Source organism: Sinimarinibacterium arenosum, from assembly GCF_005047655.1.
Classification (GTDB): Bacteria; Pseudomonadota; Gammaproteobacteria; order Nevskiales; family Nevskiaceae; genus Solimonas.
Genome location: NZ_SUKF01000008.1, coordinates 189,105 through 215,608, shown reverse-complemented (window position 1 = coordinate 215,608; position 26,504 = coordinate 189,105). Strand labels below are relative to the sequence as shown.

Genomic DNA, 26,504 nt, shown 5'->3' with positions numbered 1-26,504 from the left:
CCCAGCCCTTGTGGTTCGTGCTTAATCGATGCGCTCCACGTTCAAGGTTGCCCCATCCGCCGCGACCACTCGCACCTGAGCACCGATCGGCGCATCCGCCCCACTGATGCGCCAATGCGAGTCATCGACGCGCAGCTTGCCGATGCCGTTGACGATCGGCTCGTCCAGCGTGAACTGACGGCCGACATAGGAATGACCCCGTCGATTAAGAGTCGGGCGTTCGCTCTCGAACGCCAGGGGTTTGAACTTGCGCCATGCCAGTACCGCAATGACTGAAAGCGCGCCCCACAGGGCGAACTCGATCTCCCAGCCCAGGCCCGGCACCAACCAGGCAATGAGTCCCACGACTGCCGCCGCCGCGCCAACCCACAGGAAGATGAACTCCGTCGACAGGAACATCTCAAGGACCAGCAGCGCGAAGCCCAGCACCAGCCAGTGCCAGTATTCGATGTTCACGCGGCGCTCCCTCCTGTCGCCACACCTGCCTTCTTCGCCAGTTCGCTGATGCCACCGAGCGCGCCGATCACACTGGACGCTTCCAACGGCATCAGCACCAGCTTCTCGTTTGGACTGGTCGCAATACGCGACAGCGCCTCGATGTATTTGGTCGCGACGAAGTAGTTGATCGCCTGGATGTCGCCCTTTTCGATCGCCTGCGACACCATCATCGTCGCGCGCGCTTCAGCCTCGGCGAAGCGCTCCCGAGCCTCAGCATCACGAAACGCCGCTTCCTTGCGCCCTTCGGCTTCGAGAATCTGTTCCTGTTTCTGCGCCTCGGCCGCCAGGATCTGCGACTGCCGCTCACCCTCGGCCTTCAGAATTGCAGCCTGACGGAAACCCTCGGCCTCCAGGATGTTGGCGCGTTTTTCGCGCTCCGCCTTCATCTGCCGCGCCATCGCCGTGACCAGATCCGTCGGCGGGCGAATGTCCTTGATCTCGATGCGGGTGACCTTGATGCCCCAGGGGGTGGTGGCATCGTCCACCACGCTCAACAGCTTGGCGTTGATGTGATCGCGTTGCGACAGCAGCTCGTCCAGATCCATCGAGCCCATCACGGTGCGCAAATTGGTCATCGTCAGCTGCATGATCGAGACCTCGAGCTGCTGGACTTCGTACGCCGCCTTCGGCGCATCCAGCACCTGGAAGAACACCACGCCGTCGACGCCGACCATGGCATTGTCCTTGGTGATGACTTCCTGCGAGGGCACGTCGAGCACCTGTTCCATCATCGACAACTTGCGCCCGATCCGGTCGATGTAGGGCACCAGCCAGTGGAACCCCGGCTCAAACGTCGCCCGGTACTTGCCGAAACGCTCGATCGTGTATTCGGTGCCCTGCGGCACGGTGACTACACCCTTCCAGGCCGTGACCAGCAGGAAGAGTCCAAATGCGAAAGCAACGATCGTCCCCATGGCAAGCTCCTTGTTCGTTCAGGCGATTCTAGCCTGCTTAGGTCGCTGCAGGCCGTGACGCAGCCGACGCTTCAGCGCGCAGCGAACGCCGGATCGGCTGCCATGTGCCGGATCCGCTCGACCATCGCATAGAAGCCATTGCGGCGGTTCATCGAGATGTGACTTTCCAGCCCCAGTCGCTCAAAAACACCGTTGACGTCAGTCTCCAGAATCTGTTGCGGGGTCTTCCCGGACAGCAGTTTGAACAACAGCGCAATCAAACCCTTGACGATGTGCGCATCAGAATCGCCCTGAAATTCCAGGGTTACGGGCGGCCCCGGCTGTACGGTATGCGTCAGCCAGACCTGCGACATGCAACCGCGGACTTTGTTGGCATCCACGTGCGCCTCTGGCGCCAGCGGCGGCAATTCACGCCCCAGTTCAATCAGGTAGCGATAGCGTTCTTCCCAGTCACCCAGGAATTCAAAGGTTTCAATCAGTTCATCGGCATCCATGCGCATAGGGTACGCGCTGCGACCCCGCACCCGGAATAGCGCTCCGGCGGAAGGCCTTCAGAAAGCGTGCACTTCAGCCGCTAACCGGGAACAACCTTTCCTCGTCCTTCACTGCCGCCACCTGCCGACGCCGCCCCTGTCCGATGTCCACCCCCCCCTCCGTCCTGCTGATCGACGACGACGATTTCGTCCGCACCACCGTCAGTGCGCAGTTGCGCACGCTCGGCATCGTGGAACTCGAAACCGCCCCCGAGGCGACGACGGCATTGCGGGTGATCGGGGCCGGCCGGCGCTTTGATCTGATCATTGCGGACCTGATGATGCCCGGCATGGACGGCGTCGAAATGCTGCGCGAACTCAACGTGCGCAATCCGGCGGCCGCGCTGGTGTTGATCAGCTCTGCGGAGCAGAGCGTGCTGCGCGCGGTCGCCATCCTGTCTCGCCAGCGTGGGCTGCGGGTGCTCGGCGCGATCCGCAAACCGGTGCGCGCGGAAATTCTCGGCGAACTGATCGAAGTCCTGATGACCGAGCTGCCCGCGCCGACGCAGCCCCGGCCCCGGCTCAGTGCGGATGGGCTGGCGCAGGCCCTTGATCGCGGCAAGGTACACCTGCGAGCGTCGCCCTGCGTTCGCCTAGGCGAAGAAACCATTTATGGCGTCGATCTTCGCGCCCACCTTTACGAGGACGGCAGCGAACACGAGCATGATCACGACCAGCTGCTCGCCACCGCGCTGCAACATGGCTTGACCTCACGCCTAACCGCGTCACTGGTCACGCTCGGTATCGACATCGCCGCTGAGTTGTGGCGCCAGCACATCTCGATTTCAGTCAGTGTCAGCCTGCCGGGCATCGCGCTGAACCGTCTCGATCTGCCGGATCAGCTCGAACACCGGCTGCGACAGGCCGGTGTGCTGCAGAATCTGTTCGGTATCGGCATCCCGGAGCAAGCACTCAGCGACGACTGCTCGGCACTGGATGTACTGGCGCGACTGCGGATGCGCGAGATGCGCGTCTGCATCGACGACTTCAGCGGCAATCACTGCGGCTTCACGCGGCTGCAGCGGATTCCCGCCAGCGAGGTTCGTCTGGACCGGCGCCTGCTGGGCGCCCATCGCGTCGGCACCCGCCTACTGGAACACGCGGTCCAGACCGCGCGCACGCTGGAACTGCCGTGCATCGCTGACGGCGTCGCCACGCGCGCGCAGGCCGAAGCCGTGGAACGTCTGGACTGTGTTGCGATACAGGGACCGCTGGTCGGAACCGCCATCGCGGTCGACGACCTTCCGGACTGGATCGCCGCACGCACCGGCGCGGCGACGCCGGTCCGGCAAGCTGCAGCACACAGCAGCAGTGCCCATGCACGCCTCAACTGACATCCCGACCCTGGCCCCGATCCGCGCACTGATCGTGGACGATGACGCGTTCATCCGTGAGGTTGTGGCGCTTCACCTCGAAGCCCTGGGCATTGAAGCGATCATGGTTGCCGAAGACGGAGACCGCGCGCGCGCGCTGTTACACGGCAGTCAACCCTATGATCTGATCGTCTGTGATCTGATGCTCCCCGGCACGGATGGGATCCAGTTGCTGCGCGATATCGCCGACCAGCGTCCCGACGCCGCCATGATTTTCATCAGCAGCGCCGAGACGCGCTTGCTGCGTAGCGTCGAGCAGATTGCCCGGAATCGTCGCCTGACGGTACTCGGCAGCCTGCAAAAGCCCCTGCATCCGGCTGGATTCAAAGAGCTGGTGGGCCGAATGCGGCGCCAACCGAATGTTCGCCCTGCAGGTTCCGCACGCACGGTGATCGCCGACGAGGCCCTGCACCAAGCGTTGCGCACAGACGCATTCTTCATCGCTGTTCAGCCACAGATCGATCTGCTCACCGGTGCGGTTGATGCCGTCGAAGCGCTGGTACGCTGGAGAGCTGGCAACGGCGCCACGATCCCCCCGGATCACTTTCTGCCTTCAATGGACGCCGCGGGACTGATGCCCGAGCTGACCGATGCCGTCATGCGGCAATCGATGCGCGCAGTGCGTCTGTGGCTCGACGAAGGCATTGACCTGCGGATCTCCGTCAACATTTCCCCGTCGGTGGTGGTCGACGCAGGCCTGCATGCCCGCATTGTGTCCATGGCATCGCTGTTTCGAGTCGAGCCAGGTCGCATCGTGCTCGAAATCACCGAAAGCGGACTGGCGACTGATCTGCTGATCCCGCTCGAAGTGCTGACACGGCTGCGGCTGCATGGAATGGAACTGTCGATCGACGATTTTGGCACCGGCTACTCGTCACTGGAACGGCTACGCCATATCCCGTTCACCGAGCTCAAGATTGACCGCAGCTTCGTCTCGGTCGCGCGTCGGGACCGAGACGCCCGCCGTATCGTAGAATCCAGCATCCGCCTGGCCCACGACCTGAAGCTGCGCTCCGTGGCCGAAGGCATCGAGACTGACGAGGATGCCCGGCTGATGCGCGCACTCGGCTGCGATGTCGGACAGGGATTTCATTTTGCACGCCCGATGCCGCCAGAGCAGTTACCGCAATGGCTGCGCAATCACGATCGCTGAGCACTGCCACGCGTATTACGCAGGTGTATGCTTTCCGGCAGTAGGCAAACAATGGCGACGACGGATACGATCCGTTGTCCGATCGGGAGGGCGCTGGCGTGCATGCTGATGTGTCGGTGCTGGTGGTTGATGACGATGATTTCGTCCGTAGCACGTTGCTTCGGCAACTGGCGACACTCGGTGTTGCGCGCTCGGCCGGCGCAGCGAGTGGCGAACAGGCGCGGGCGTTGCTGGCTCAGGCCACCTACGACATCGTCATCACCGACCTGCAGATGCCCGGCGAAGACGGGCTGCAGCTGCTGCGCAGTGTCGCCGAAAATCAGCCTCAAGCCGCCGTCATCCTGATCAGCGGGGTCGACCCGCGACTGTTGCGTGCTGCCGATGACGTCGCGCGTCTACGCGGTATCCATGTCCTCGGCAGCCTGACCAAACCGGTGTCGACCATCGATTTACGAACGTTGATCGACGGCATCGACACCCCCCGGGCGACCAAGCCCGCCTCAGCGATCATCGCCCCGCTTCCCATTGACGCCGAGCGTCTGCGCAAAGCGCTGGAAGACAATCAGATCACCATTGCCCTGCAACCACAGGCGCTGATCAAGGATGGACGCATCTGTGGCGCAGAAGCGCTGGCGCGCTGGACCGATCCCGAGTTTGGGCCGATTCCGACACAGGACTTCATCGAACTCGCAGAACAGTCTGACCTGATCGAACTACTGACCGACAGTGTGGTAAAGCAGTCGTTCGCCATCGCCGCAGATTGGGCTCAGATCGGGCTACCGGTACGACTCTCGATCAATCTGTCACCGGCAACGCTGTACGCTCTGGACGCTCCGGAAAAACTGCTGTCTCAGGCACATGCCGCGGGAGTGTCCCCGGACCAGATCACGCTCGAAGTCACCGAGCGCGGCATCAGCGGTGATGCAACCGATATTCTTGAAGTCCTTGCACGACTGCGCCTGCTCGGCTTCCGCCTCGCGCTGGATGATTTCGGCACCGGCTTTTCATCGCTGGAGCGCCTCAACCGGATGCCATTCACTGAGCTGAAACTGGACCGGTCCTTTGTCATCATGGCGCCTACCGACGCCAAAGCTCGCAGCATTCTGCATTCGAGCCTGGTCCTGGCGCGCGACCTCGGGCTATTCACCGTTGCCGAGGGAGTCGAGACCGCGGAGCAGCTCGCGCTGTTGCGCGACCTCGGCTGCGACGCCATCCAGGGCTACTGGCTGTCGCCGGCGATGCCCCCATCCGCGTTACCGGCCTGGGCGTCCCCGCGCATCGACAGCGGGCTGGCCACGCGCAAGTAGTCCCGCAGGCGCTGGTAAGCCCGGCACACCTGCTGGATATCGTCGGCACTGGATGCGACATCCGTGCCTCGTGCTGCGCTTTGCAGCGCTTCGAGCGCTTCGGTCAATGGCCGTGCACCCAGCGTCCGCGATGAACCCAGCAGGCGATGCACATGGCCGCGCAAAGTCTCGAAGTCGCCCGCATCCAGGGCGGGCTGCAATGCAGCGACAACCGGATCATTCGCTGCCAGAAATTCCTCGAACAGATGCTGGATCACCAAGGGATCGTCACCGACCAGATCCTTCAAGGCTTGCGGATCAAGCGGCACCTCCGGCGATTGCCCCGCCGAGGACACCCAGCGGCCAAGGCGATCACTCAATTCGGCCAGGGTCACCGGCTTGGAGATGCAGTCATCCATGCCGGCGTCGCGACACTGCGTTGGGACGCTGCCAAGCACATCCGCGGTCATGGCGATAATCGGGATACGCCCGCGACGCATGCCGGCGCGCTCCAGTGCGCGCACTTCCCGCGCCAACGAAAAGCCGTCAAGCCGCGGCATGTGCAGATCGGTGATCAGCGCGGTGTAATCGCGGATCTTGAGTCGCTCCAGCGCCGACTGGCCATCATCCACCATCTCGACATCCAGCCCCAGAATCTGCAGCTGCCGCTCAATGACGGTCTGATTGGTCGGATGGTCCTCAGCCACCAGTACATGGCCGCGCAACTTGCCCGGCGTCCTCTCATTCGAACGCGAGTATCCCGGCGCAGCACTGAACCCACAGATTTCGAAAATGCGCCGCAACAATTTGCGGCGTCCCACCGGCCTGCGCAAAGACAGTTCACTGGAGCGATCGCCGTCGACGCGCTCGAGCTTCAATACATGGGCGGCACTTTGCGTTGATTCGACGTCCTGGTAGGGCCCCACCCAATCACTGAGCCGCAGATGCATCGCTTGCGCGCGCCACTGACTCGGGAGCGTGATCACTTCGATGCCTGCGGCAACGGCATACCGCGTCAACGCCTGCGCCTCTGCAACGTCCCCCAACTGCAGCTGCAACTGCAGGAGGCCCTCGGCAACCTTGCGTACGCCGGGTTCCTCCGCATCGACCTTTGCCACAGGCAACACAAGTTCGAACCAGAAGGTACTGCCGCGCCCTGGGGCGCTGTCATAGCCGATTCGACCGCCCATGCGCTCAACCAGGCCACGGCAGATCGACAATCCCAGGCCGGTTCCACCAAAGCGCCGGGTGGTTGAGGTCTCGGCCTGTCCGAACGGCTGAAACAGCTGCGTGCTCAGGTTGTCGGGCACTCCGATACCGCTGTCTTCAACTTCGAAACGCAACTGGATGTGTTCGCCATCGTCCGTATGAGCAGTGACGTGAACACAGATCCGTCCCCGTTCTGTGAACTTGGCGGCGTTGCTGCACAGGTTCTGCAGCACCTGGCGCAAACGGGTCGGATCTCCGATCACCCGCTCCGGCACCTCCGGCGCGATGTCGGAAATCAGCCGGATCGGCTTGGCGTGAATACTGGCGGCGACACTATCAAGTACCCCATCCACCAGATCTTCGATGCTCAGAGGTATCTGCTCCAGATCCACACGACCGGCTTCGATCTTGGAAAAATCAAGGATGTCGTTGAGCACCCCCAAGAGCATCTGCGCCGATTCGCGAATCACCCGTACGGACTCATGCTGCTCGGTATCAAGGCGCGTGCGATCGAGCAGTTCGAGCATGCCGAGCACACCATTCATCGGCGTACGAATCTCGTGACTCATTACTGCAAGAAACCGGCTCTTTGCCTCACTCGCTGCTTCCGCTTGATCCAGGCGTTGCAGGCGCTCGGCCAGCCGGCGTGCAGTGATCTGCAATATGTCGACTTCGTCCGCCACGAAGCGACTGGGAGCAATCGCGGACAGTTCTTTCTGCACGGCATCAAATCGACGCTCGGCCAGCAACGGCAACGCACGCGTGATCTGATTCAACCGCCGTACTGCGGTCCCGATCAACATGAACAATGCCGCTGCCGAGGCAACCAATCCCGCCAAGGTGATCAGCAGCCCGGTACGGACATCTCGCGCAATTGCAGCCAGTTCCGCGCTGTCGTCATACAAATAGATCAGCGGAATCGGAACCGGTGTATTCGGCATCGTCAGATGCTCGTGCATCATGCGATAGTGCCGGCCACCGTCAACCAGTTCATGAATATCCACATGCGCCTGGATATTGGACTGTACTTGACCCTGATGCCGCTCCAGCAAAGGCCTCAGCGTCGGGGCATTGGTCACCATGGCCACACGCTCACGACCCGATTCGACTTTCAGCAGTGCCAGATCAACACCAGTGTCACGCTGAAACGTCAATAAGGGGCCGGCCATAGACTCGCCGGTCACGACAACCAGCTCATTACCCTGTCGGTCAAACGCGGGGGTCATCACCCAGTGTTCACACTCGCCAGCGCAGGAAACCAGATCAAGGGGATGCCCGATGTCCGCAGCTTTGCGTATGAGTTCGACCAGCGTCGCTGACGGGCTCAATGAATCACCGATTGCACTGCGGATCAATTGACCGTCTGCGGTGTAGTAATCCACCCGGGTCAGGGCCGCCTGGATCTCCGGCGCCAGATCCAGCGACGTCGGCTCCGCATCATCAAAGGCAACAGTCGCCAGCTGCGACGCCAACCGCGACATCTGCGCCGCGGACTGGTCCAGTTGCGCCAGCAATCTTGGATTGAGGCCGGCGAAGCGCTCGGCAATGTCCTTTTCATGCCGCGCACCCAACGAGCGATAGCTCAAGTAGCCCAGAAACAGATGCACGCCACCCAGCAGGGCCAGCAGAACCAGAAACGATTTCCAGCGCAAGCTGCCGCGTCGCTTGGGCAGCTCGTACTGTTCATCCCGCACTGAAGGCGGAAGGTCGTTCATAAAAAATCAGATGCGATCCGCGCGAGCAAGCCCTTCAGAAATGGTAACCCACCATCAGCAGCAACAACGATCCGTCCGACTCAATCGAGCGCCCCTGGTTTTCAGTCCGAGGCGTCGTCGCCGAGCCTTGAATCAGGTGATATTCGGCCCACACACCCCAATGCGGATCCGGCAGCCAGTTGACCCCAAAAGTCAGATCACGCGAGTAACGGGAGTGGCGATCCCCCCCTGTCTCGGCCACATAGTCGTTGCCATTCCGGTCATTGCGATCAGCGAAGTACAGGTCATAGCGCAGCATGCCGGTCCACTGTTCAGTCACGCGGTAATCCAACTGGACATACAGACCGTCGGATTTTGAATCGATGCGCCCGCCAGGATTCGACTGTCCGGTCGCCGATGCCACTATGTACTCGGTCGTGATCGCATACTTTTCCCCGCTGTGCCGCAACGAAGCAACGTAGAGATCGGTATTGATCGCACCTGAAATCGGCACACCCGGCGCCGGGTCTATTGCGATCTTTCCGTGTACAAAGCTGAGCGCGGCACGCCAAGTTCCGCCGCCCCATTCGTCCATCAGGCGCGCGACGGTCAGATCATTAATCTGTAAATCGCCTGGAAAATTCGTGCCGCCGCCGAACAACGTGCGCTTCTCATCGGCGCTGGCAGTGTCGTCAAGCGCTAGCGTGACATTCAGGCTGATGTAGTGATCGCCGTATCCATAACCGCCGTACAGCTGTCCGCCATCGGATGAGAACAGGATTGATCGAATGCCCGTGCCTTCAAAATAGACCGACGATGGCAGCATGATTCCGGGACGGGTGAAGACGACGTCGCGCGTGTCATTGAATAAACCATAGTAGTTCTTGACGCGGCCGAGCCGAACACCCGCGGTGGCATCCATTGTCGAGACCGCGCGATAGTCCAGAAAGCCATAATCGAGCCGCAAGTCTCCGCTGTCCTGCTCGCCAAAGCGGCGCACCAGCCCCTGCGCCGAAACCGTCACCGGGCCAATTCCAGCCGAACCATTCAGGCCCAATTCGTAGAAATCCAGACTGCCATCGAGACTATCACCAACATAGTTGTTGCCGTCCGAAAGCGCGTATGCCTGCGCAGCAAATCCATGCAGCTGGTACTGAAGATCGGGCGCCGCCTGCACTGTTGTCGCTATGCAGCAGGCCACCGTTCCCAGTACCTGAGCCGAAATGACTTGCCAACGTTGAAACCTGCGATGGCTCATTGGTGAACTCCGCCCGGTTGGGAACTCTGATCATTGAGGGGTCGCTGGTGCAGATCGTCCGGAGCCAGCGCCGGCGCATAGCCGATGGCGCCAGGCGTCGATTCGACCCGACGCCGCATTTCCTGCACGTCGCGCACGACGGTGGGCGCGAACCCGGTGCCGGTATAGACCAGCTTGTCCCAGGCCGAACGCAGTACATAGGGATAGGTGCCCAGCACCTGGTGACAGAACTGTTCGTGCACTGGGTCGTCATCCGGGAGAACAAACACCCGAATCGGGCGCCCGTCTCGCCAAGTGGTAAGCCGCCCTATATAGACTGACAGCAGCTGGCGGCGATCGAGATCAGGCTGCTGACGTTCGCCTGCAACCAGAATTTCAATGTCGCCCGCTCGAACCACGGACAGCCAGCAGCAACCGAGGAAGCCGACGCAGAGAATCCACGCCAGGCGTACTCGTCGGTTCCTTCCGAATGCCACTGCGGTCACACGCCCTCCGTAGCGGTGATTTCGATCCTTTTAAGGATCAACACACCCGATATTCCCTGAAATTTTTATTCGCGTCGTGCGTTGATAGCATGCGCCAATCCGGCCGAATCAGGTAGGGTCGTCACGACCGCTCAGCTATACTCCGCGACCGCCCGTCCCAAACGACCCCCATGCGACCCTCAGGCCGCGCGCCCGATCAACTCCGTTCGATCACCATCGAACGCGGATTCACCCGTCACGCCGAAGGTTCGGTGCTGGTCACGTTCGGTCACACCCGCGTTCTCTGCACCGCCAGCGTCGAGGAACGCGGCCCGGCATGGAAGCGCGATGGCGGCTGGGTCACCGCCGAATACGGCATGTTGCCGCGCGCGACACACACACGCAGTCGCCGCGAAGCAGCTCAGGGCAAGCAATCCGGACGCACCCAGGAAATCCAGCGCCTGATCGGCCGTAGTCTGCGCGCCTGCATCGACATGGACGCCCTCGGCAGCCATACGGTCACCATCGACTGCGATGTCCTGCAGGCAGATGGTGGAACGCGCACTGCGGCCATCACCGGCGGTTATGTTGCGCTGGCAGACGCTGTTGCTGCGATGCGCAAGAACGGTCGTATCAAGCGTGACCCTTTGTTCGGCCAGATCGCCGCGGTGTCCGTCGGCATTTACAAAGGCCAACCGGTGCTCGATCTCGACTATGCCGAGGATTCGGCCTGCGAGTGCGACATGAACGTCGTGATGAACGACGCCGGGCATTTCATTGAAGTCCAGGGCACCGCCGAAGGCCATGCCTTCCGCCGGGAAGAACTGGACGCCTTGCTCGATCTGGCCAGCGCCGGCATCGGCGAATTGGTCGAACAGCAGCGCAAGGCTCTGGCGGGCTGACGAACGATGGGCGCAGCGCCGACACAGCTGGTGGTCGCCAGCCGTAACGCCAAGAAGCTTCGCGAGCTGCAGCCATTGCTGTCCCCTCTGGGATTGGATTTGCGTTCAATCTCCGAATTCGGCGCCGACGATGTCGAGGAAACCGCGCCCACCTTCGTGGAGAATGCGCTGATCAAAGCCCGTCACGCCTGCAGAATTTCCGGCCTGCCGGCAATCGCTGACGACTCCGGCCTGGAAGTCGATTATCTCGGCGGCGCTCCAGGCGTGCGTTCCGCGCGCTACGCCGGGGAGCCGAGCAACGATGCGGCCAACAACCGCAAGTTGCTCGAAGCCCTGCATGGGGTTGATCCGGCGCGTCGCGCAGCGCGCTTCGTCTGCACCATGGTGTACCTGCGTCACGCCGACGATCCGGTACCGCTGATCGCTCAGGGCCTGTGGCCCGGACGGATTCTGGAAACTCCGCGCGGCGCCAACGGATTCGGCTACGACCCTTTGTTCTGGGTCGACGACCATGGCTGCTCCGCAGCCGATCTTGATGCCGCAGTGAAGAACCGCATCAGCCATCGTGGCCAGGCCGTCGCGCAGCTGCGGCAGCTGCTGCATGGCTGACATTCCGCTGTCGCTGTACCTGCACTTTCCATGGTGCGTGCGCAAATGTCCCTACTGCGACTTCAACTCACACACCCTGCGTGCTGAAATTCCCGAGCAGGCATACGTCGATGCTCTGCTGCGCGATCTCGATTTCGAGCTGACTGAAACACCGGAGCCGCGTCCGCTGCAGTCGATCTTCATGGGCGGCGGTACGCCCAGTCTGTTTTCGGCCGAAGCGATCGGACGCCTGCTTGACGCGATCGCCCGTCGACTTAATTTCGCACCGGATATCGAGATCACGCTGGAAGCCAACCCCGGAACCGCCGAGGCCGGGCACTTTCCCGGCTACCGCAGCGCCGGTGTCAACCGGATATCGATGGGGTTTCAGAGTCTGGACGACGACATGCTGAAGCGGCTGGGTCGCATCCATGGCCGTCAGGAAGCACTACGCGCGTTCGAGCTCGCGCGCCGCGCCGGTTTCGATAACATCAATATCGATCTGATGTATGCGCTGCCGGACCAGACCGCTCGGCAAGCCTCCGCCGATCTGGCCGCAGCCATCGCGCTCGCACCCGAGCATCTGTCGTACTACCAGCTGACGCTCGAACCCAATACAGAATTCGGCCTGCGCCCGCCGCCCTTACCGGACGATGACACAGCCTGGGCGATGCAGGAAGGCGGGGTTGAGCGCTTGGCGTCAGCAGGCTACCGCCAGTACGAAATATCGGCCTACGCACAAGCGGGTCGCAAGGCCCGACACAATGTGAACTACTGGACCTTCGGCGACTACCTGGGCATCGGCGCCGGCGCCCACGCCAAGCGCAGCATAAGTACAGCATCCGGTTTGAACATCACGCGACGTGCGCGCCACAAACACCCCCGAACCTACATGGAGCGCAGCGGCACTGCTGCGAGCGTGCAGGAGCAGCACGCAGTCCCTGAAAAAGACCGTCCATTTGAATTCCTGATGAATGCGCTACGCCTCAACCGGGGATTCGAAGTCGAGCTGTACCGGCAACACACCGGGACGGATTGGAACCCCACCGATCCCGCCGTGCTCAGCGCCATCGAACAGGGCTGGCTGTCAACGAGTCCGACTCATGTTCGAGCCACGGCACAGGGCCTGAATTACCTGAATGCTTTGCTGGGTCTGTTCCTGAACGGTGCACCCTCCTGAGTGCAAGACTTTTCGATTTTGGCGCCAGTCTCTCCGCCAGGATCTGAAGCTTTCTCTCGATTGACGTCGATCAACGCAAGTCTCCGCGTCCTGGTTCAAATTGCCAACTCCGCTGCGAGTCCGTCCATCGATGAAAGGCACTCAATGCGGCTCCGCGCCAGCGCAGGAGGAGAGGTCTGCGTGTGACCGCTGAAACTTGGGGCTTGGATTCGGAGAACAGGATGGATGAGGCCGACTCGGCGCCGGCCACAGCCTTTTTATCGAAGCTTGGGAGATGCACATGGACAGCACAGTATTCCAGCCCAGGAAGGGCTTGGCCTTCGGGCGCAAATTTCTGACCGCGACGCTCATCACTTTCGGACTCTTGGGTTCAGCCTCCGCGTCAAACTTATCGCTTTCTGCAACCGATGGGCCGCTCACGACACCGAATTCCGGCGCCGCCACTCCTAATGTGCTCCCCGGCCCAACGGTGATCACGCAAAATCTCGATACAAGCTCGATCCTTCCCGGCAACGGCATCACCTGCAACAACGGTTTCGCGTTCGAGACCTATTTGATGCGCCGCTTCCTGCTGAACACCGATCATGGGATTAATGGAGCCTTTACGGTCAACGCCGTCCGCTTCGCGGTTTATGATGCGGTTGCCGGAAGCGGAGGCGTTCAGGATGTTCAAGTCGAGCTGTTCCAGATCGCCAGTGGCTCCGCGCTCACTTTCGCGAATTTGGTGCCCGTCGGCGATGCCCCGGCAGCTGTGCCCAATGGCACGGGATTCGTCGAAAGTGCAGTCAGCGGCACCGTTAGCGACCCGGTTGGATATGATCTGGTGGTTGCCATTCACGTTCCCGATGGACAAGCGATCAGCAATCGCTTCTTCATGGCAGTTAACGAAGGCGGCCAGATTGGCCCGAGCTATCTTGCCTCGAGCACCTGCGGTGCCCCTGAACCGGTTGATCTGGCCGGCTTGGGCTATGCGACTTTTGCGTATGTCATGGAAGTCTCCGGCCAGGAAGTCCCCCCGATTCCGGAAGAGTGCGGCCCCGGCTTCGAAGATGCCAACATCATCGTCGGCACCGACGGCAACGACACCCTGACCGGCACCCGCGGCAAGGATGTGATCTTCGGCATGGGCGGCGATGACAAGATCGATGGCGGCGCCGACGACGACTGTCTGATTGGCGGCAACGGCAACGACTACATGCTGGGTGGCTCCGGCAACGATATCCTGGTGGCCAATGGCGAGGGCAAGGGCGGTCCGGCTACCGGTGATGCGATCCATGAACGCAATCGCCTGAACGGTAGCCGCGGTACCGATACCTGCTACGGCAGCTACGGCTATTTCTATAACGAGAGTCCGTCCTACGTCACCACGTTCGACAACTGCGAAATCATCTACCAACCGGGGATGAACAAGTAAGCGTCAGACCGGCTCTTCGTTTCTTGCAAGGGGTTTGCTTCTGCAAACCCCTTGGATTTCGAACCTCGTCTGCGGTCAGCACTTCAGAGGCTGCACCGAGGAATTAGCAGCAAATGCCGCCTCACGTGTTATGAAATCAATGGCAGTGTCAGGCAGCAGCCTGAGCCGCCTGCATCAACGTAGGAAATTGTCGATTGCCAGTGCAAGAATCGTGGCGTAGCTTGACGGTTCAGAGATAGTTAATCGGCGAGAAGCGCCATTAATAATTGGTTTCTTTTGGGGGGAATTCGCGATGGGCAAATTCGAGCATCAGACCGTGCCGGCTTCAGTTCTTGCACGCAAGACGCTGGCTGCGATGTATTTAGCATTTGGACTCGGTTTGGCTGGCCCAGCACTGGCAGCCACACCGGTGTTGTCAGCCAGTGGGGCAACCTCATCCGACACAGCATCGACGCCGGTATCTCCGATGGTGCTGCCGGGCCCCACGGTCATCACGCAAAACAGCGACACCACGACGATTACTGAGGGCAACACCGTCAGCTGTAATGCGGGCTCGTATCATGTCGAGAACCATTACTTCCGGCGTTTCCTGCTGAATGCAGATGAAGGCATCGTCAACAGCTTTACCGTCAATGCTGTCCGCTTCGCGGTGGAAACGGCAACGGCCGGGATCGACGGCTCTCAGCCGGTTGAAGTACTTCTGTATTCAATTGCTTCAACTGATCCACTGACTTTTGCAAATCTGACCTATCTCGGCAGTTCCACCGTGTACGTAGGCGATGGCACCCAGTATTTCCAGGATGTTGGTGTCTCCGGCACCATTAGCGATCCGACAACTCAGGATCTTGTGGTTTCGATCCACCTCGCGAACGGGTCAGGATCGGGCTACTTGCTGTTCCTCGGCTCCAATGCGAATGGACAGTCACATCCGAGCTATCTCGCCGCCCCGGAATGCGGGGCGGCGGAGCCGATCGATATCGCGAGTTTGGGCTTCCCCAATATGCACTTGTTGATGGAAATCTCTGGCGAGGAAGAAAGCGTGATTCCGGCGGAATGCGGCCCCGGCTTTGAAGACGCCAACATCATCATCGGCACTGAGGGCAACGATTTGCTGGTGGGTACGGCTGGCAAAGATGTGATCTTTGGCTTGGGCGGCGACGACAATATCAACGGCAGCAACGGCGATGACTGCTTGATCGGCGGTTATGGCAATGACTTCCTGTTCGGTGGCGCTGGCAACGATGTGCTGATTGCCGATGAACCACAGGCAACGATGGTGACCAATCCTGCCAGCCAGAGTCGGGATCGCCTCAACGGCAGCCGCGGCACTGACACCTGCTACGGCAGCACGGACTACTACTACGGCAAGCGCAATGGCCCGTCCTACATGGGTCCGTCCTATCGAACCACGTATGACAACTGCGAGACCGTCATCGAGCAGACCATGTACCCGTACCCGGATTGATCCAAACTGAAGTTCGAGAGGCCCGCAGATGCGGGCCTCTTTTGCATGGGCTCCAGGAGTAAACGGCGCACATCGCCCGACACGACAATTTCCTACGCACGGCAACCAGAAAACTGACTACCCTTAAAAGGCAGTCGGCCGCGCCACACAAAGTAACGTGGCGCAACCGCGGGGCGCTATCAGCGACGGCGGATAGGTTCCAATCAAGGGTTAGGGAGGGGATTCTCATGCAACACAACCAGATTCAATCAGGCCGCAGCGCGGCTTCAGGGCGCAAGGCGCTGGCAACAATTATAGTGACCTTGGGTCTAGGACTCATTGGCACCGCGTCGGCAGCAAGTCTTTCAAATTCCAGCGGCGGCGCGGTCAATCCCGGTTCAGCCGCAACAGTGCTCCCAACACTGCCAGGCCCGGCGATCATCACTCAGAATACAGATACGACAACACTGATCCCTTCGACCGGGGCGAGCTGTCCTTACGCAGAAAACGATCATATTCGCCGCTTCTTGCTCAATGCGGACCACGGCATTGCTGGCGCGTTCACGGTCAACACGGTGCGGATCGGTGTTCAAGAAGCTGGCACCAGCGGATCCCAGCCGATCGAGCTTCGGCTGTATTCGATCCCCAGCACTGCGCCACTTGTTTTCGCCAACCTGACGTCGATCGGCAGCGCAGCAGCCACCGTCAACGACGGCACGCTGTTTTTCATGGACATCCCCGTCAGTGGCACCGTACTGGATCCAACAACCGAGGACCTGGTTGTTGACATCCACGTACCAGGCGGCGCGCCGTATTTCTTCCCAGGCGCCAATTCGGCGGGGCAAACGGGTCCGACCTACCTTGCGGCGGCGACATGCATGCTGCCCGAGATCACCGACATTGCAACCCAAGGCTTTCCCGACGACAACATCGTGATGCTGGTATCCGGTGAAGAACTCAGCATCATCCCGGAAGAGTGCGGCCCCGGCTTTGAAGACGCCAACATCATCGTCGGCACCGAAGACAACGACGTGCTGAGCGGCACGCCGGGCAAGGACGTGATCTTTGGCCTCGACGGCGACGACAACATCAACGGCAGCAACGGCGACGACTGCCTGATTGGCGGCTACGGCAATGACTATCTGTTCGGCGGCGCCGGCAACGACGTGCTGATCGCTGGCGAAGCTGCCGGGAGCATGATGCCCGCCAATCCTGCCTCGCAGAGCCGTGATCGTCTCAACGGCAGCCGCGGCACTGACACCTGCTACGGCAGCACGGACTACTACTACGGCAAGCGCAATGGCCCGTCGTACTACGAAGGCCCGTCCTACCGGACGACCTATGACAACTGCGAGACCGTGATCGAGCAGACCATGTACCCGTACCCGGATTGATCGCGAGATCTTTCCTGCTGCAGCTCAAGAGGCCCGCAGATGCGGGCCTCTTTTTCCTGTGGCGCTCCGTTTTCCGAGATCACCACGCAAACTCAGGAACCTCGGCAACTTTCCGCCTCGCATTCGAGGGGTCTGCAGCTTTACCCGGCAACGCATTGACTGCCGCGCATCACTCGGCACAGCGCCCAATACCCGCCTGGGACACGCAGGGCTCCTGTGCTTGCGGCGATGAGACCGAAGGCGTAGTTTCTATCTCTCAAGACGATACATCCATAGCGCATAGCGCATAGCGCTCTGGAATCATATGGAGGGAGTCAATGATGGAAATGCACACTTACGCGCAGAATCAGCCTTCGGTTTCAACGCGCAAAGCACTGACCGCAGTACTGGCGCTACTGGGCGCCTGCATGGCATTGCCTGCCACAGCTCAGCAGGGATGGATTCCCGAAGAGTGCGGCCCCGACTTTGAAGAGGCCAACATCATCATGGGCACAGAAGGGGACGATTCGATCTCCGGCACACGCGACAGGGACGTGATCTTCGGCTTGGGCGGCAACGACAATATATACGGGGGCAATGGCGATGACTGCCTGATCGGCGGCCCCGGAAACGACTTCCTGATGGGCGGTGCCGGCAACGATGTCCTGGTCGCCGATGGCGAAGGCGGAGGCGAGATGACCGGCAATCCCGTGATTCACTCCCGGGATCGCCTGAACGGCAGCCGCGGCAGCGATATCTGCTACGGAAGCTATGGCTACTACGACCTGACAGCGTACGGCGAGAGCTACGACACCGTGTTTATCAACTGCGAAGTCGTCTACGAACCGCGAGAAATGCGCGAGTAAGCCACCCAGAAGTCTTTAATCCTGATCAATGAAAGAGGCCCGCAGATGCGGGCCTCTTTCATCTGGATATTTCCCTGCGATAACTGAGTAGCAACGCGGTGCTCTGCGCCCTCCGCAGAGGCATGGAGAAGCCTGTGGGATCAAGCGGGAATAGCTCGCCCTTCCGAATACCGCTGCACCACCCGACTGAAGGCCCCCACATAACGGACTCATGCCGCGGCGCGAGGTCCGTGAGCTGGAGTCATACGCATAATTACTTATTTGCGCATATGCCTCTCAAAGGTAAGGTCAATCACAGAGAGAGTCGATAGTTGTTCAATTCGGGGCGAATTCTGCCCCCTGCGGCAATATAGGAGCTGAAGATGATTAATCATGGGCGCAACACAGGATCTATTTCGACCCGCACCACACACAAGACACTGATCGCAGCAGCGGTCTTTTTAGGAGCGGGCCTGGCCTTCCCCGCCATGGCCCAGCAGGAAACTTGGGTGCCGAAGGAATGTGGGCCGGATTTCGAAGAAGCCAACATCATCATTGGCACCGAGGGCAACGATTCGATCCTGGGCACGGCGGGGAACGATGTGATCCTCGGACTCGGGGGAGACGACAAGATCCACGGCGGCGCTGGCGACGACTGCCTGGTCGGCGGCAACGGAAACGACTTCGTGTTCGGCGGTCCCGGCAACGATATCCTGGTGGCCAATGGCGAGGGCAATGGTGGTCCGAACACCGGGGATGCGATTCATGAACGCAATCGCCTGAACGGCAGCCTCGGTACCGATACCTGCTACGGCAGCTACGGCTATTTCTACACATCGGAAGATCGCCCGGCGTATAGGACGACGTTTGATAACTGCGAAGTCATCTACGAACCGAGGCAGAATGATAGGTAGCCCTTTAGGGTGAGCGGCGAAGGGATGAGGCCCCGGCAGCGGGCCTCATCCCTTGGCGCTACCCCTCGGCCATACAGCACCGGACGGGCAGCGGTTGCATCCTGCCGCATCCTCCCTTAGAATTCGCGCCCTTTCGCATTTCGCGATCCCAAGCGTTGTCGGGGTTTCCCATGAAAGAAGGCATTCATCCGGATTACAAGGCTGTGACGGTCCAGTGCAGCTGCGGCAATTCATTCAATACACGCTCGACGATCAGCAGCGATGTCATGCAGGTCGAAGTCTGCTCATCCTGCCATCCGTACTACACCGGCAAGCAGAAGGTGCTGGACGTCGGCGGACGTGTCGACAAGTTCAAGAAGCGCTACGGCAAGGCAGCATAAGCCTTTTCGTTGCCTTAGAAAGCCGCGCATTGGCGCGGCTTTTTTGTTGCTCGGCAGGTGACTGTCGCTGCAGTCATTGCCGTTTGAAGGGCGTGAGGGCAAGATTGCGCCCCCGCGAGCCCCGCGCGCATCCAGGCAGAAGGCACTGCGCAAGACAATGAACGACTCTCTCCACCAGTCCGCGTTGGACTATCACGAGTTTCCGCAACCTGGAAAACTCGGCATTTCCATCACCAAATCCGTTTCCACCCCGAGCGATCTGGCTCTGGCCTATACGCCGGGCGTCGCCGAGCCGGTACGCGCGATCCAGGCGGATCCTGAGGCTGCATATCGCTATACCGCGAAAGGCAATCTGGTCGCCGTAATCTCAAACGGGACCGCGGTTCTGGGCCTGGGCGATTGCGGGGCGCTGGCGGGCAAACCGGTGATGGAAGGCAAGGCGGTCCTGTTCAAGAAGTTCGCTGACATCGATGTGTTTGATATCGAAGTGGACGAAAAGGACCCTCAGGCATTCATCGATACCGTTGCGCGCATTGCTCCGACCTTCGGTGGCATCAATCTTGAAGACATTGCGGCGCCTGCCTGTTTCGAGATCGAGGACGCGTTGATCCAGCGCTGCGACATTCCGGTATTCCATGACGATCAGCACGGGACCGCGATCGTCATGGGCGCCGCATTGCTGAATGCGCTGGATTTGCAGGGCAAGCGCATCGAAGACGCGCGCATCGTCTGCCTCGGCGCGGGCGCCGCCGGAATTGCTTCGATGCGCCTGGCGCTCGATCTTGGTGCGCGTCGCGAGAATATGTGGCTGGTTGACCGCAAGGGTGTGATCCACACGGAGCGCGAGGATTTTGACAAGCTGAACAAGGAAAAGCGCGAGTTTGCGGCACTGCCCAGCGAACGCCGAACCTTGGCCGGTGCGCTGGCGGGGGCCGACGTCTTCATTGGCGTTTCAGGGCCCGGCCTGATGCGGTCGGAATGGCTGATGCTGATGAACGAACGCCCGATCGTATTCGCGCTGTCGAATCCGGAACCGGAAATCCTGCCGGAAGTCGCGCTGAAAGTGCGCAATGATCTGATCATGGCTACCGGCCGCAGCGACTATCCGAACCAGGTCAACAACGTCCTGTGCTTTCCGTTCCTGTTTCGCGGGGCACTGGATGTCCGCGCGCGGATGATCAACCGCGAGATGAAAATCGCCGCGGTGCACGCGCTGGCCCAGCTGGCGCGGGAGCCGGTTCCGGCCGCGATGCTGGAAGCCTACGGGCAAAAATCGCTATCCTTTGGTCCCGAGTACATCATTCCCAAGCCAATCGACCCCCGTTTGCGCGACCTCGTCGCGCCTGCTGTGGCGCGTGCGGCTGTTGCAAGTGGTGCGGCGAAAGCGCCGTATCCGTCGCACTATCCGAGTTGAAACCAGCGAGAGATTAACTATGAGCACGCCCAGCTACAGCTTGGTCAACAACGCCACCGGCGAAAAGACCGACCTGCCCGCCATCTCCGGCACCCTCGGCCCCGTTGGACTTGATGTCGGCAAGGTCTATGGGCAGATGGACGTGTTCACCTACGATCCGGGATTTTCGTCGACCTGCTCGACCAAATCGTCGATCACCTACATTGACGGCGATGCCGGCGTCCTGCTGTATCGCGGTTATCCGGTCGCCCAGCTGGCCGAGCACTGCTCGTTCATCGAGGTTGCCTACCTGATCCTCAACGGCGAGCTGCCGAACGCACAGCAGCTGACCGAGTTCGATCTGAACATCCGCAAGCACACGATGATCAACGAATCGTTGCGCGGCCTGTTCAACGGCTTCCGCTATGACGCCCACCCGATGGCGATGCTCACCGGCGTGGTCGGCTCCTTGTCGGCGTTCTATCACGACACCACCAACAACAAGGACCCGGAGCATCGCAAGATTTTCGCGCATCGCATGATCGCGAAGATTCCGACGATTGCCGCCGCCGCATACAAGCGTTACTTCGGCCAGCCGTTCATGTATCCGCAGAATGGCCTCGACTACTGCTCGAACCTGCTGCACATGATGTTCGCCGTGCCAGCCGAACCGTATGAGGTCAATCCGGTGGCCGCGCGTGCGCTCGACGTGCTCTTCATCCTGCACGCCGACCACGAACAGAATGCTTCGACCTCGACCGTGCGCATGGCCGGCTCGACCGGGACCAATCCCTATGCGGCGATTGCCTCCGGCATCGCGGCGCTGTGGGGACCGGCACACGGCGGCGCCAACGAAGCCGTGTTGAAGATGCTCAATGAAATCGGCGACGTGTCCAAGGTCCAGGGCTTCATGGACAAGGTCAAGGACAAGAATTCCGGCGTGCGCCTGATGGGCTTCGGCCATCGCGTCTACAAGAACTTCGACCCGCGCGCCACGATCATCCGCGACGAGTGCCACAAGGTTCTAAGGCACCTGGGCAAGGAAAACGATCCACAGCTCGAACTGGCCATGAAGCTGGAAGAAATCGCACTGTCGGACGACTACTTCAAGGAACGCAAGCTGTACCCGAACGTCGACTTCTATTCCGGCATCATCTACAAGGCACTCGGCATTCCGGTCAACATGTTTACGCCGATGTTCGCGATCGCTCGCACCGTCGGCTGGGCCGCACACTGGATCGAAATGATCTCCGACCCGACGATGCGCATCGCACGCCCCCGCCAGATTTACACCGGCGCCAGCGAACGCAACGTCAGTGCAATCGAAAAACGCTGATCCGCGCTTTTCCTGAATCCAACACTAGGCCCTCTCCGGAGGGCCTAGTCGTTTTGAGCAGCGCCCCCCCTTCCTTCCACCAATGCCTGGGCCTGCTCAAGATCGAGACGCTGGTAGCTGCGACCCTCCAGCGGATTGATCGGGGGCCGGTGCAGTCCCTCGACATCAAAGATCGCAACGTCGATCAGCTCGCCGCCTAGCGTCAGACGCACCAGAGGAATGCGCAATTCGCGCCCGTTGGCGTAGCGGAAATGGCGTTCGTCCTGTTCGAAGTCAATCCCGCGGTTGAGCAGATCAATGTCGACGCTTTCCGCCGAGTCGGCAAATACATGAAGCTGCACATGATGTGCCTGTGTCACAGCGCCGGTAACCGCCCCCCCCACCAGCCGCGGCGAAAACGGCATCAGTAGCCGCATCGCCTGCAGCGCAGCAGCGCGCATTGAGCGCAGTCGTTCCCGGTAGGCTGCTCCACCAAATAAACGCTGATACTCGATCACCGCCTGCAGCACCGCCGCGTTCTCCGGCAACGGCGTACGCGGAGGAAAACCCAGGTGCTCGACCGCCTTGAGCTTGGCCGCGTGAAAATCCGTGAGCTGCTCGGTGCAGATCACGCGTGCGGCTTCTTCCGCAATCGCCTGCCGCGAGCCCATGTTCACGAAATCGCTCCCAGGCCGGCTGGGTGGCGGCTAAAACAGATCCTGCAGGTCAGTTTGCTGTTCGCGCTGGAATCGGGGTGCATCGTCGGGTTCCGGAATGTGGTCCTGCTGCACCGTTTCGAAAATCGCATCCGGATCGCCAACTGCGGCCAACCGGCCGGTATTGGGATCGATACGCACATTGACCAGTCCATCCGGTCGCGGCAGCGTTTCTTCCGGCACGTCCTTGAGCACGGTGCGCATGAAATCCATCCACGCCGGCAAGGCTGCCCGTCCTCCGACTTCACCACGCCCCAGCGGCGTCGGCTGATCGAAGCCAACCCAGGTTACCGCGACCAGATGGCGCTGGAATCCGCTGAACCAGGCGTCGGTTTCATCATTGGTGGTTCCGGTTTTCCCGCCCAGATCGGAGCGGCCCAGCTCCCGCACCTTCGCGGCAGTTCCTCGCGTCGCAACATCATGCAGGATGTCGGTGATCAGCCAGATGATCCGTGGATCGATCGTTCGCGTCGCTGGGGTCCAGTTCTGATCCGGAGCAGGCACCGCACTGCCGGCATCTTCGCTCGACTCGGGTGACTGTGCGGCTCCTGCGACATTCTGTTCCAGACAGGCTTCGCACGCGCGCTTCGGCTTGGCCCGGAACAGCTCGCTTCCGTGATTGTCACGCACGCTGTCAATGAAATAGGGGTCGATCACGAATCCCCCATTGGCGATGGTCGAATACCCCCGCGCCATCTCCAGCGGCGTAAAGACGGCGCTCCCAAGTGCCATGGTCAGGTCATTCGGCAATCGGTCGGCCGGCAGGCCGAACCGGGGAATGTAGTCCCGCGCATAGTTCAGCCCAATGGCCTGCAACAAACGAATGGAGACCAGATTGCGCGACTGCACCAAAGCCTCGCGCAAACGCATCGGTCCCTTGATATCACCGCCGTAGTTCTCGGGCCGCCAGGTAGACTCCAGCGCTGAATCATCGAACACCACCGGCGCATCAAGAATGACCGATGCCGGCGTAAATCCGTAGTTCATCGCTGCCGAATACAGAAAGGGTTTGAATCCGGATCCTGCCTGGCGCCGCGCCTGGATCACACGGTTGAACTTGCCGGCAAAAAAGTCGAGGCCGCCGACCAAAGCCTGAATCGCACCGTCATCCGGATCGACGGCCACGAACGCACCCTGAATCTGAGGCAATTGCGCCAGACGATAGTCATTGCCCTCCGGGCGTAAGCGAACCACATCTCCGGGCTGTAGCGGCTTCTTGGCCGACAGACCCGCCCATTCAAACGCCGCGGGCGCGAGCTTGACGGCCCCTTGGGCAGTCAACAGATCAATGCCTGTTGGGGCGAATGCGGTCACTACCGCAGGAACCAAGCCAGCAACAGTGGCATAACTGTCGAGCAAGGCCGTCAATTCACCGCCACCGCCGCCGGCCAGCATCTGATCCGGAATCCGCGTCTCGGCCCCACGCCAACCGTGGCGCTCGTCATAGGCGAACAAGGCATGGCGCAGTGCGGTATTGGCAGCCTTTTGTCGCTTCGAATCGATCGTGGTAACAACATTCAGGCCACGGGTATAGGCGTCCTCGCCATATTCGGCAAAGAGCTCGGCGCGGACCATCTCGGCCACGTAGTGCGCATCGACATCGACCTTGGCCTGATAGGGATGCACCGCGACTGGCTCGGCCAATGCCGCCTGATACTCCAGCTCCGAAATGTTTCCGAGCTCACGCATGCGCCGGAGCACGTAATTGCGACGCTCCACCGCTTTCTTCGGATTTGCCACCGGATTGTCGCGCGACGGCGCCTTGGGCAAGCCGGCGATCACCGCAATCTGACTCAGGCTCAGCTCGCCGACAGGCTTGCCGAAATACACCAGCGCCGCCGCACCCACCCCGTAGGCACGCTCGCCGAGGTAGATCTTGTTGAGATAGAGCTCAAGGATTTCTTCCTTAGTCAGCTCCTTTTCCACCTTCAAAGCCAGCAAGATCTCCTTGAACTTGCGCGTATACGTACGTTCACTGCTCAGAAACACGTTGCGCGCCAGCTGCATCGTGATGGTGCTACCGCCCTGCGACTTCTCACCAGTCAGCGCGAGCTTGACCACCGCGCGCATCAAGCCCTGCCAATCCACCCCTGGATGCTCGAAGAAACGATCGTCTTCCGCAGCGAGAAATGCACGCACCAAGCCGGGCGGAAGCTCCGCATAGGTCAGCGTTGCACGCCGTTCGGCGCCAAATTCGCCGATCAGCTGGCCGTCGCGGGTATAGATGCGAAGCGGTTCAGACAGCTGCAGCTGACGCAGGCTGTCGACCGAAGGGAGCTCGGCACGCATCTGCGAGATGGCGACGGCGGCGACGACGGCAATCGCCGTACCGATGATCAGTCCCGCGAGCGAGAGCCACGCGAGCACCCGCAAGCCAGTTTTCTTGTGCGCCATCCGGGGTCAGGAATTATGAAGATTGAGATTGAATGTTTGCTGCATGATCAGATAGTTGCCGCCGGAACTTCCAGTTGCACAGTAGCAATATTGGGTTATAGTACGGCCAGATGCGGGAAGAGTCTTTCGGTCCCGTGGGGGAATGTCAACGAGGCGGCGTGAGGCGAAATGGCCATCTTGCAATCGCTGTTAGGCGGAGGAAGCCAGAAGCTCATCGGGCTGGACATCAGTTCCAGCTCGGTCAAGCTGCTTGAGCTTTCGCGCAAGGGGAACCGTTACCACGTCGAAGGTTACGCGATTGAAGCGTTGCCGCCGAACGCCGTGACGGACAAACAGATTACCGATCCCAAGCTCGTCGGGGAAGCAATTGCGCGCGCCGTCAACCGCGCAGGCACCCGCACCCGACAGGCTGCCGTTGCTGTAGCCGGCGCATCGGTCATCACCAAGATCATCGAAATGCCAGCGTCACTGTCGGACGACGACATGGAGGAGCAGATCAAGGCCGAGGCCGATCAGTTCATTCCATACCCGATCGACGAGGTCAGCCTCGACTTCCAGGTCTTGGGCGTCAGCCCCAAGAACGCCGAAATGCTTGATGTGATGCTCGCCGCCTGCCGCAAGGAGCAAGTCGAACAGCGCTGCGCCGCGGCCGACCTTGCCGGCCTGACCGTCAAGGTTGTCGATATCGAAGCGCAGGCACTGGAAAATGCCTGTCAGTTTCTCCAGCACCAGATGCCGGACGGTGGCCATGGCAAAACCATCGCAATCGTCGACATGGGCGCCACCACGACATCTGTCCTGGTGCTGCATGATCTGCAGTCGGTCTACACACGCGACCAGGCCTTCGGCGGTCGTCAACTGACCGAAGACATCATGCGCACATACCAGATGTCATTTGAAGACGCCACCAAGGCCAAGCGCTCCGGCGTGCTGCCGCAGGGCTACGAAACCGAAGTATTGGAGCATTTCGTATCCGACATGGCGCAGCAGATCGATCGCTCGTTGCAGTTCTTCTTTTCTGCGGCAACGCGTTACAACAGCATTGATCAGATCATCCTTGCCGGAGGCTGCGCCCATATTCCTGGCGTTGAAGCGCGGATCCAGGAGCGTCTGCAGATTCCGACGGTCATTGCACACCCATTCAGCACCATGAGCGTTGCGTCCAAGGCCAAACCGAGCACCTTGGCGCAGGACGAATCATCATTGCTGATTGCCTGCGGCCTGGCATGGCGCGCGTTCGATCAGGACGACGCGTGATGGTCGC

At 60.6% G+C, this 26,504-nt stretch carries 23 protein-coding genes; 15 read left to right on the top strand and 8 right to left on the bottom strand.

Annotated features, from left to right (window positions below):
• Nucleotides 1–21: 21 nt before the first annotated feature.
• The 3 genes from E4T66_RS16855 to E4T66_RS16845 all read right to left on the bottom strand — a co-directional run bounded on the left by E4T66_RS16855 (nt 22) and on the right by E4T66_RS16845 (nt 1,906).
• The gene (locus E4T66_RS16855) at nt 22–456 is read right to left on the bottom strand and encodes an NfeD family protein (protein ID WP_248679770.1); all 435 of its coding nucleotides are present in this window, start codon (nt 454–456) and stop codon (nt 22–24) included.
• Entirely contained in the window at nt 453–1,412 is a 960-nt protein-coding gene (locus E4T66_RS16850) for an SPFH domain-containing protein (RefSeq protein WP_136850370.1), read from the bottom strand. Before E4T66_RS16850 ends, E4T66_RS16855 begins: the two co-directional genes overlap by 4 nt.
• 71 nt (nt 1,413–1,483) lie before the next feature.
• Nucleotides 1,484–1,906, bottom strand: coding sequence for a SufE family protein (locus E4T66_RS16845; protein ID WP_136850500.1), 423 nt, complete (start codon nt 1,904–1,906; stop codon nt 1,484–1,486).
• Nucleotides 1,907–2,049: 143 nt separating this feature from the next.
• Here E4T66_RS16845 and E4T66_RS16840 point away from each other — a divergent pair, with 143 nt between their 5' ends.
• The 3 genes from E4T66_RS16840 (at nt 2,050) to E4T66_RS16830 (ending at nt 5,778) form a co-directional block, all read left to right on the top strand.
• Nucleotides 2,050–3,279 (top strand): EAL domain-containing protein, encoded by a 1,230-nt coding sequence (locus E4T66_RS16840; protein ID WP_136850367.1) that lies wholly within the window; start codon nt 2,050–2,052, stop codon nt 3,277–3,279.
• Nucleotides 3,263–4,471 (top strand): EAL domain-containing response regulator, encoded by a 1,209-nt coding sequence (locus tag E4T66_RS16835; protein WP_136850365.1) that lies wholly within the window; start codon nt 3,263–3,265, stop codon nt 4,469–4,471. The genes E4T66_RS16840 and E4T66_RS16835 overlap by 17 nt, the downstream gene beginning before the upstream one ends.
• Nucleotides 4,472–4,545: 74 nt before the next feature.
• The gene (locus tag E4T66_RS16830) at nt 4,546–5,778 is read left to right on the top strand and encodes an EAL domain-containing response regulator (protein WP_136850363.1); all 1,233 of its coding nucleotides are present in this window, start codon (nt 4,546–4,548) and stop codon (nt 5,776–5,778) included.
• Here the strand turns inward: E4T66_RS16830 and E4T66_RS16825 are convergent.
• From E4T66_RS16825 to E4T66_RS21620, 3 genes are read right to left on the bottom strand one after another with little or no spacing between them, the layout of a single operon-like run.
• Nucleotides 5,691–8,681 carry an ATP-binding protein gene (locus tag E4T66_RS16825; protein WP_136850361.1) on the bottom strand — a complete coding sequence of 997 codons (2,991 nt, stop codon included), beginning with the start codon at nt 8,679–8,681 and terminating at the stop codon, nt 5,691–5,693. The genes E4T66_RS16830 and E4T66_RS16825 overlap by 88 nt on opposite strands.
• A 34-nt stretch (nt 8,682–8,715) precedes the next feature.
• A complete protein-coding gene (locus E4T66_RS16820; RefSeq protein WP_136850359.1) occupies nt 8,716–9,918 on the bottom strand; it encodes a porin in 1,203 nt (400 codons plus the stop codon).
• Nucleotides 9,915–10,160 carry a hypothetical protein gene (locus tag E4T66_RS21620; protein WP_211242988.1) on the bottom strand — a complete coding sequence of 82 codons (246 nt, stop codon included), beginning with the start codon at nt 10,158–10,160 and terminating at the stop codon, nt 9,915–9,917. The genes E4T66_RS16820 and E4T66_RS21620 overlap by 4 nt, the downstream gene beginning before the upstream one ends.
• A 413-nt stretch (nt 10,161–10,573) precedes the next feature.
• On the opposite strand from E4T66_RS21620, the gene rph reads away from it, so the two are divergent.
• The 11 genes from rph (at nt 10,574) to E4T66_RS16760 (ending at nt 22,151) form a co-directional block, all read left to right on the top strand.
• Nucleotides 10,574–11,284 (top strand): ribonuclease PH, encoded by a 711-nt coding sequence (gene rph, locus E4T66_RS16810; protein ID WP_136850357.1) that lies wholly within the window; start codon nt 10,574–10,576, stop codon nt 11,282–11,284.
• A 6-nt stretch (nt 11,285–11,290) separates the two neighbouring features.
• A complete protein-coding gene (gene rdgB / locus E4T66_RS16805) occupies nt 11,291–11,893 on the top strand; it encodes an RdgB/HAM1 family non-canonical purine NTP pyrophosphatase (RefSeq protein ID WP_136850355.1) in 603 nt (200 codons plus the stop codon).
• A complete protein-coding gene (gene hemW / locus E4T66_RS16800) occupies nt 11,886–13,052 on the top strand; it encodes a radical SAM family heme chaperone HemW (protein ID WP_136850353.1) in 1,167 nt (388 codons plus the stop codon). Before rdgB ends, hemW begins: the two co-directional genes overlap by 8 nt.
• Before the next feature lie 280 nt (nt 13,053–13,332).
• Nucleotides 13,333–14,466, top strand: a complete 1,134-nt coding sequence (locus E4T66_RS16795) for a calcium-binding protein (RefSeq protein WP_211242987.1) — start codon at nt 13,333–13,335, stop codon at nt 14,464–14,466.
• 292 nt (nt 14,467–14,758) lie between these two features.
• Complete coding sequence (locus E4T66_RS16790) at nt 14,759–15,931, top strand: calcium-binding protein (protein ID WP_136850349.1); 1,173 nt, start codon at nt 14,759–14,761, stop codon at nt 15,929–15,931.
• Nucleotides 15,932–16,437: 506 nt separating this feature from the next.
• A complete protein-coding gene (locus tag E4T66_RS16785; RefSeq protein ID WP_211242986.1) occupies nt 16,438–17,304 on the top strand; it encodes a calcium-binding protein in 867 nt (288 codons plus the stop codon).
• 320 nt (nt 17,305–17,624) lie between these two features.
• On the top strand, nt 17,625–18,149 hold the full coding sequence (locus tag E4T66_RS16780; RefSeq protein ID WP_211242985.1) for a calcium-binding protein: 525 nt from the start codon (nt 17,625–17,627) through the stop codon (nt 18,147–18,149).
• A gap of 362 nt (nt 18,150–18,511) precedes the next feature.
• The gene (locus E4T66_RS16775) at nt 18,512–19,042 is read left to right on the top strand and encodes a calcium-binding protein (RefSeq protein ID WP_136850345.1); all 531 of its coding nucleotides are present in this window, start codon (nt 18,512–18,514) and stop codon (nt 19,040–19,042) included.
• Between the two features lie 170 nt (nt 19,043–19,212).
• Entirely contained in the window at nt 19,213–19,422 is a 210-nt protein-coding gene (gene rpmE / locus E4T66_RS16770; RefSeq protein ID WP_136850343.1) for a 50S ribosomal protein L31, read from the top strand.
• A 157-nt stretch (nt 19,423–19,579) separates the two neighbouring features.
• Nucleotides 19,580–20,836 carry a malic enzyme-like NAD(P)-binding protein gene (locus E4T66_RS16765; RefSeq protein ID WP_136850341.1) on the top strand — a complete coding sequence of 419 codons (1,257 nt, stop codon included), beginning with the start codon at nt 19,580–19,582 and terminating at the stop codon, nt 20,834–20,836.
• A gap of 19 nt (nt 20,837–20,855) precedes the next feature.
• The gene (locus E4T66_RS16760; protein ID WP_136850339.1) at nt 20,856–22,151 is read left to right on the top strand and encodes a citrate synthase; all 1,296 of its coding nucleotides are present in this window, start codon (nt 20,856–20,858) and stop codon (nt 22,149–22,151) included.
• A 44-nt stretch (nt 22,152–22,195) separates the two neighbouring features.
• Here E4T66_RS16760 and E4T66_RS16755 read toward each other — a convergent pair whose 3' ends face one another.
• Nucleotides 22,196–22,801 (bottom strand): hypothetical protein, encoded by a 606-nt coding sequence (locus E4T66_RS16755; protein WP_248679786.1) that lies wholly within the window; start codon nt 22,799–22,801, stop codon nt 22,196–22,198.
• 36 nt (nt 22,802–22,837) lie between these two features.
• Nucleotides 22,838–25,240, bottom strand: a complete 2,403-nt coding sequence (locus E4T66_RS16750) for a penicillin-binding protein 1A (RefSeq protein WP_136850335.1) — start codon at nt 25,238–25,240, stop codon at nt 22,838–22,840.
• Between the two features lie 168 nt (nt 25,241–25,408).
• Here E4T66_RS16750 and E4T66_RS16745 point away from each other — a divergent pair, with 168 nt between their 5' ends.
• Nucleotides 25,409–26,497: a pilus assembly protein PilM gene (locus E4T66_RS16745; RefSeq protein ID WP_136850333.1), complete on the top strand. Its 1,089-nt coding sequence runs from the start codon at nt 25,409–25,411 to the stop codon at nt 26,495–26,497.
• Nucleotides 26,498–26,504: the final 7 nt, after the last annotated feature.

Coding starts and splice junctions, on each gene's coding strand:
- E4T66_RS16850 (WP_136850370.1), bottom strand. CDS start 1,412: ATGGGGACGATCGTTGCTTTCGCATTTGGACTCTTCCTGCTGGTCACG.
- E4T66_RS16750 (WP_136850335.1), bottom strand. CDS start 25,240: ATGGCGCACAAGAAAACTGGCTTGCGGGTGCTCGCGTGGCTCTCGCTC.
- E4T66_RS16835 (WP_136850365.1), top strand. CDS start 3,263: ATGCACGCCTCAACTGACATCCCGACCCTGGCCCCGATCCGCGCACTG.
- E4T66_RS16780 (WP_211242985.1), top strand. CDS start 17,625: ATGGAAATGCACACTTACGCGCAGAATCAGCCTTCGGTTTCAACGCGC.
- E4T66_RS16775 (WP_136850345.1), top strand. CDS start 18,512: ATGATTAATCATGGGCGCAACACAGGATCTATTTCGACCCGCACCACA.
- E4T66_RS16825 (WP_136850361.1), bottom strand. CDS start 8,681: ATGAACGACCTTCCGCCTTCAGTGCGGGATGAACAGTACGAGCTGCCC.
- rdgB (WP_136850355.1), top strand. CDS start 11,291: ATGGGCGCAGCGCCGACACAGCTGGTGGTCGCCAGCCGTAACGCCAAG.
- hemW (WP_136850353.1), top strand. CDS start 11,886: ATGGCTGACATTCCGCTGTCGCTGTACCTGCACTTTCCATGGTGCGTG.
- E4T66_RS16760 (WP_136850339.1), top strand. CDS start 20,856: ATGAGCACGCCCAGCTACAGCTTGGTCAACAACGCCACCGGCGAAAAG.
- E4T66_RS16795 (WP_211242987.1), top strand. CDS start 13,333: ATGGACAGCACAGTATTCCAGCCCAGGAAGGGCTTGGCCTTCGGGCGC.
- E4T66_RS16840 (WP_136850367.1), top strand. CDS start 2,050: ATGTCCACCCCCCCCTCCGTCCTGCTGATCGACGACGACGATTTCGTC.
- rpmE (WP_136850343.1), top strand. CDS start 19,213: ATGAAAGAAGGCATTCATCCGGATTACAAGGCTGTGACGGTCCAGTGC.
- E4T66_RS16820 (WP_136850359.1), bottom strand. CDS start 9,918: ATGAGCCATCGCAGGTTTCAACGTTGGCAAGTCATTTCGGCTCAGGTA.
- E4T66_RS16765 (WP_136850341.1), top strand. CDS start 19,580: ATGAACGACTCTCTCCACCAGTCCGCGTTGGACTATCACGAGTTTCCG.
- E4T66_RS16755 (WP_248679786.1), bottom strand. CDS start 22,801: ATGGGCTCGCGGCAGGCGATTGCGGAAGAAGCCGCACGCGTGATCTGC.
- E4T66_RS16790 (WP_136850349.1), top strand. CDS start 14,759: ATGGGCAAATTCGAGCATCAGACCGTGCCGGCTTCAGTTCTTGCACGC.
- rph (WP_136850357.1), top strand. CDS start 10,574: ATGCGACCCTCAGGCCGCGCGCCCGATCAACTCCGTTCGATCACCATC.
- E4T66_RS16745 (WP_136850333.1), top strand. CDS start 25,409: ATGGCCATCTTGCAATCGCTGTTAGGCGGAGGAAGCCAGAAGCTCATC.
- E4T66_RS16845 (WP_136850500.1), bottom strand. CDS start 1,906: ATGGATGCCGATGAACTGATTGAAACCTTTGAATTCCTGGGTGACTGG.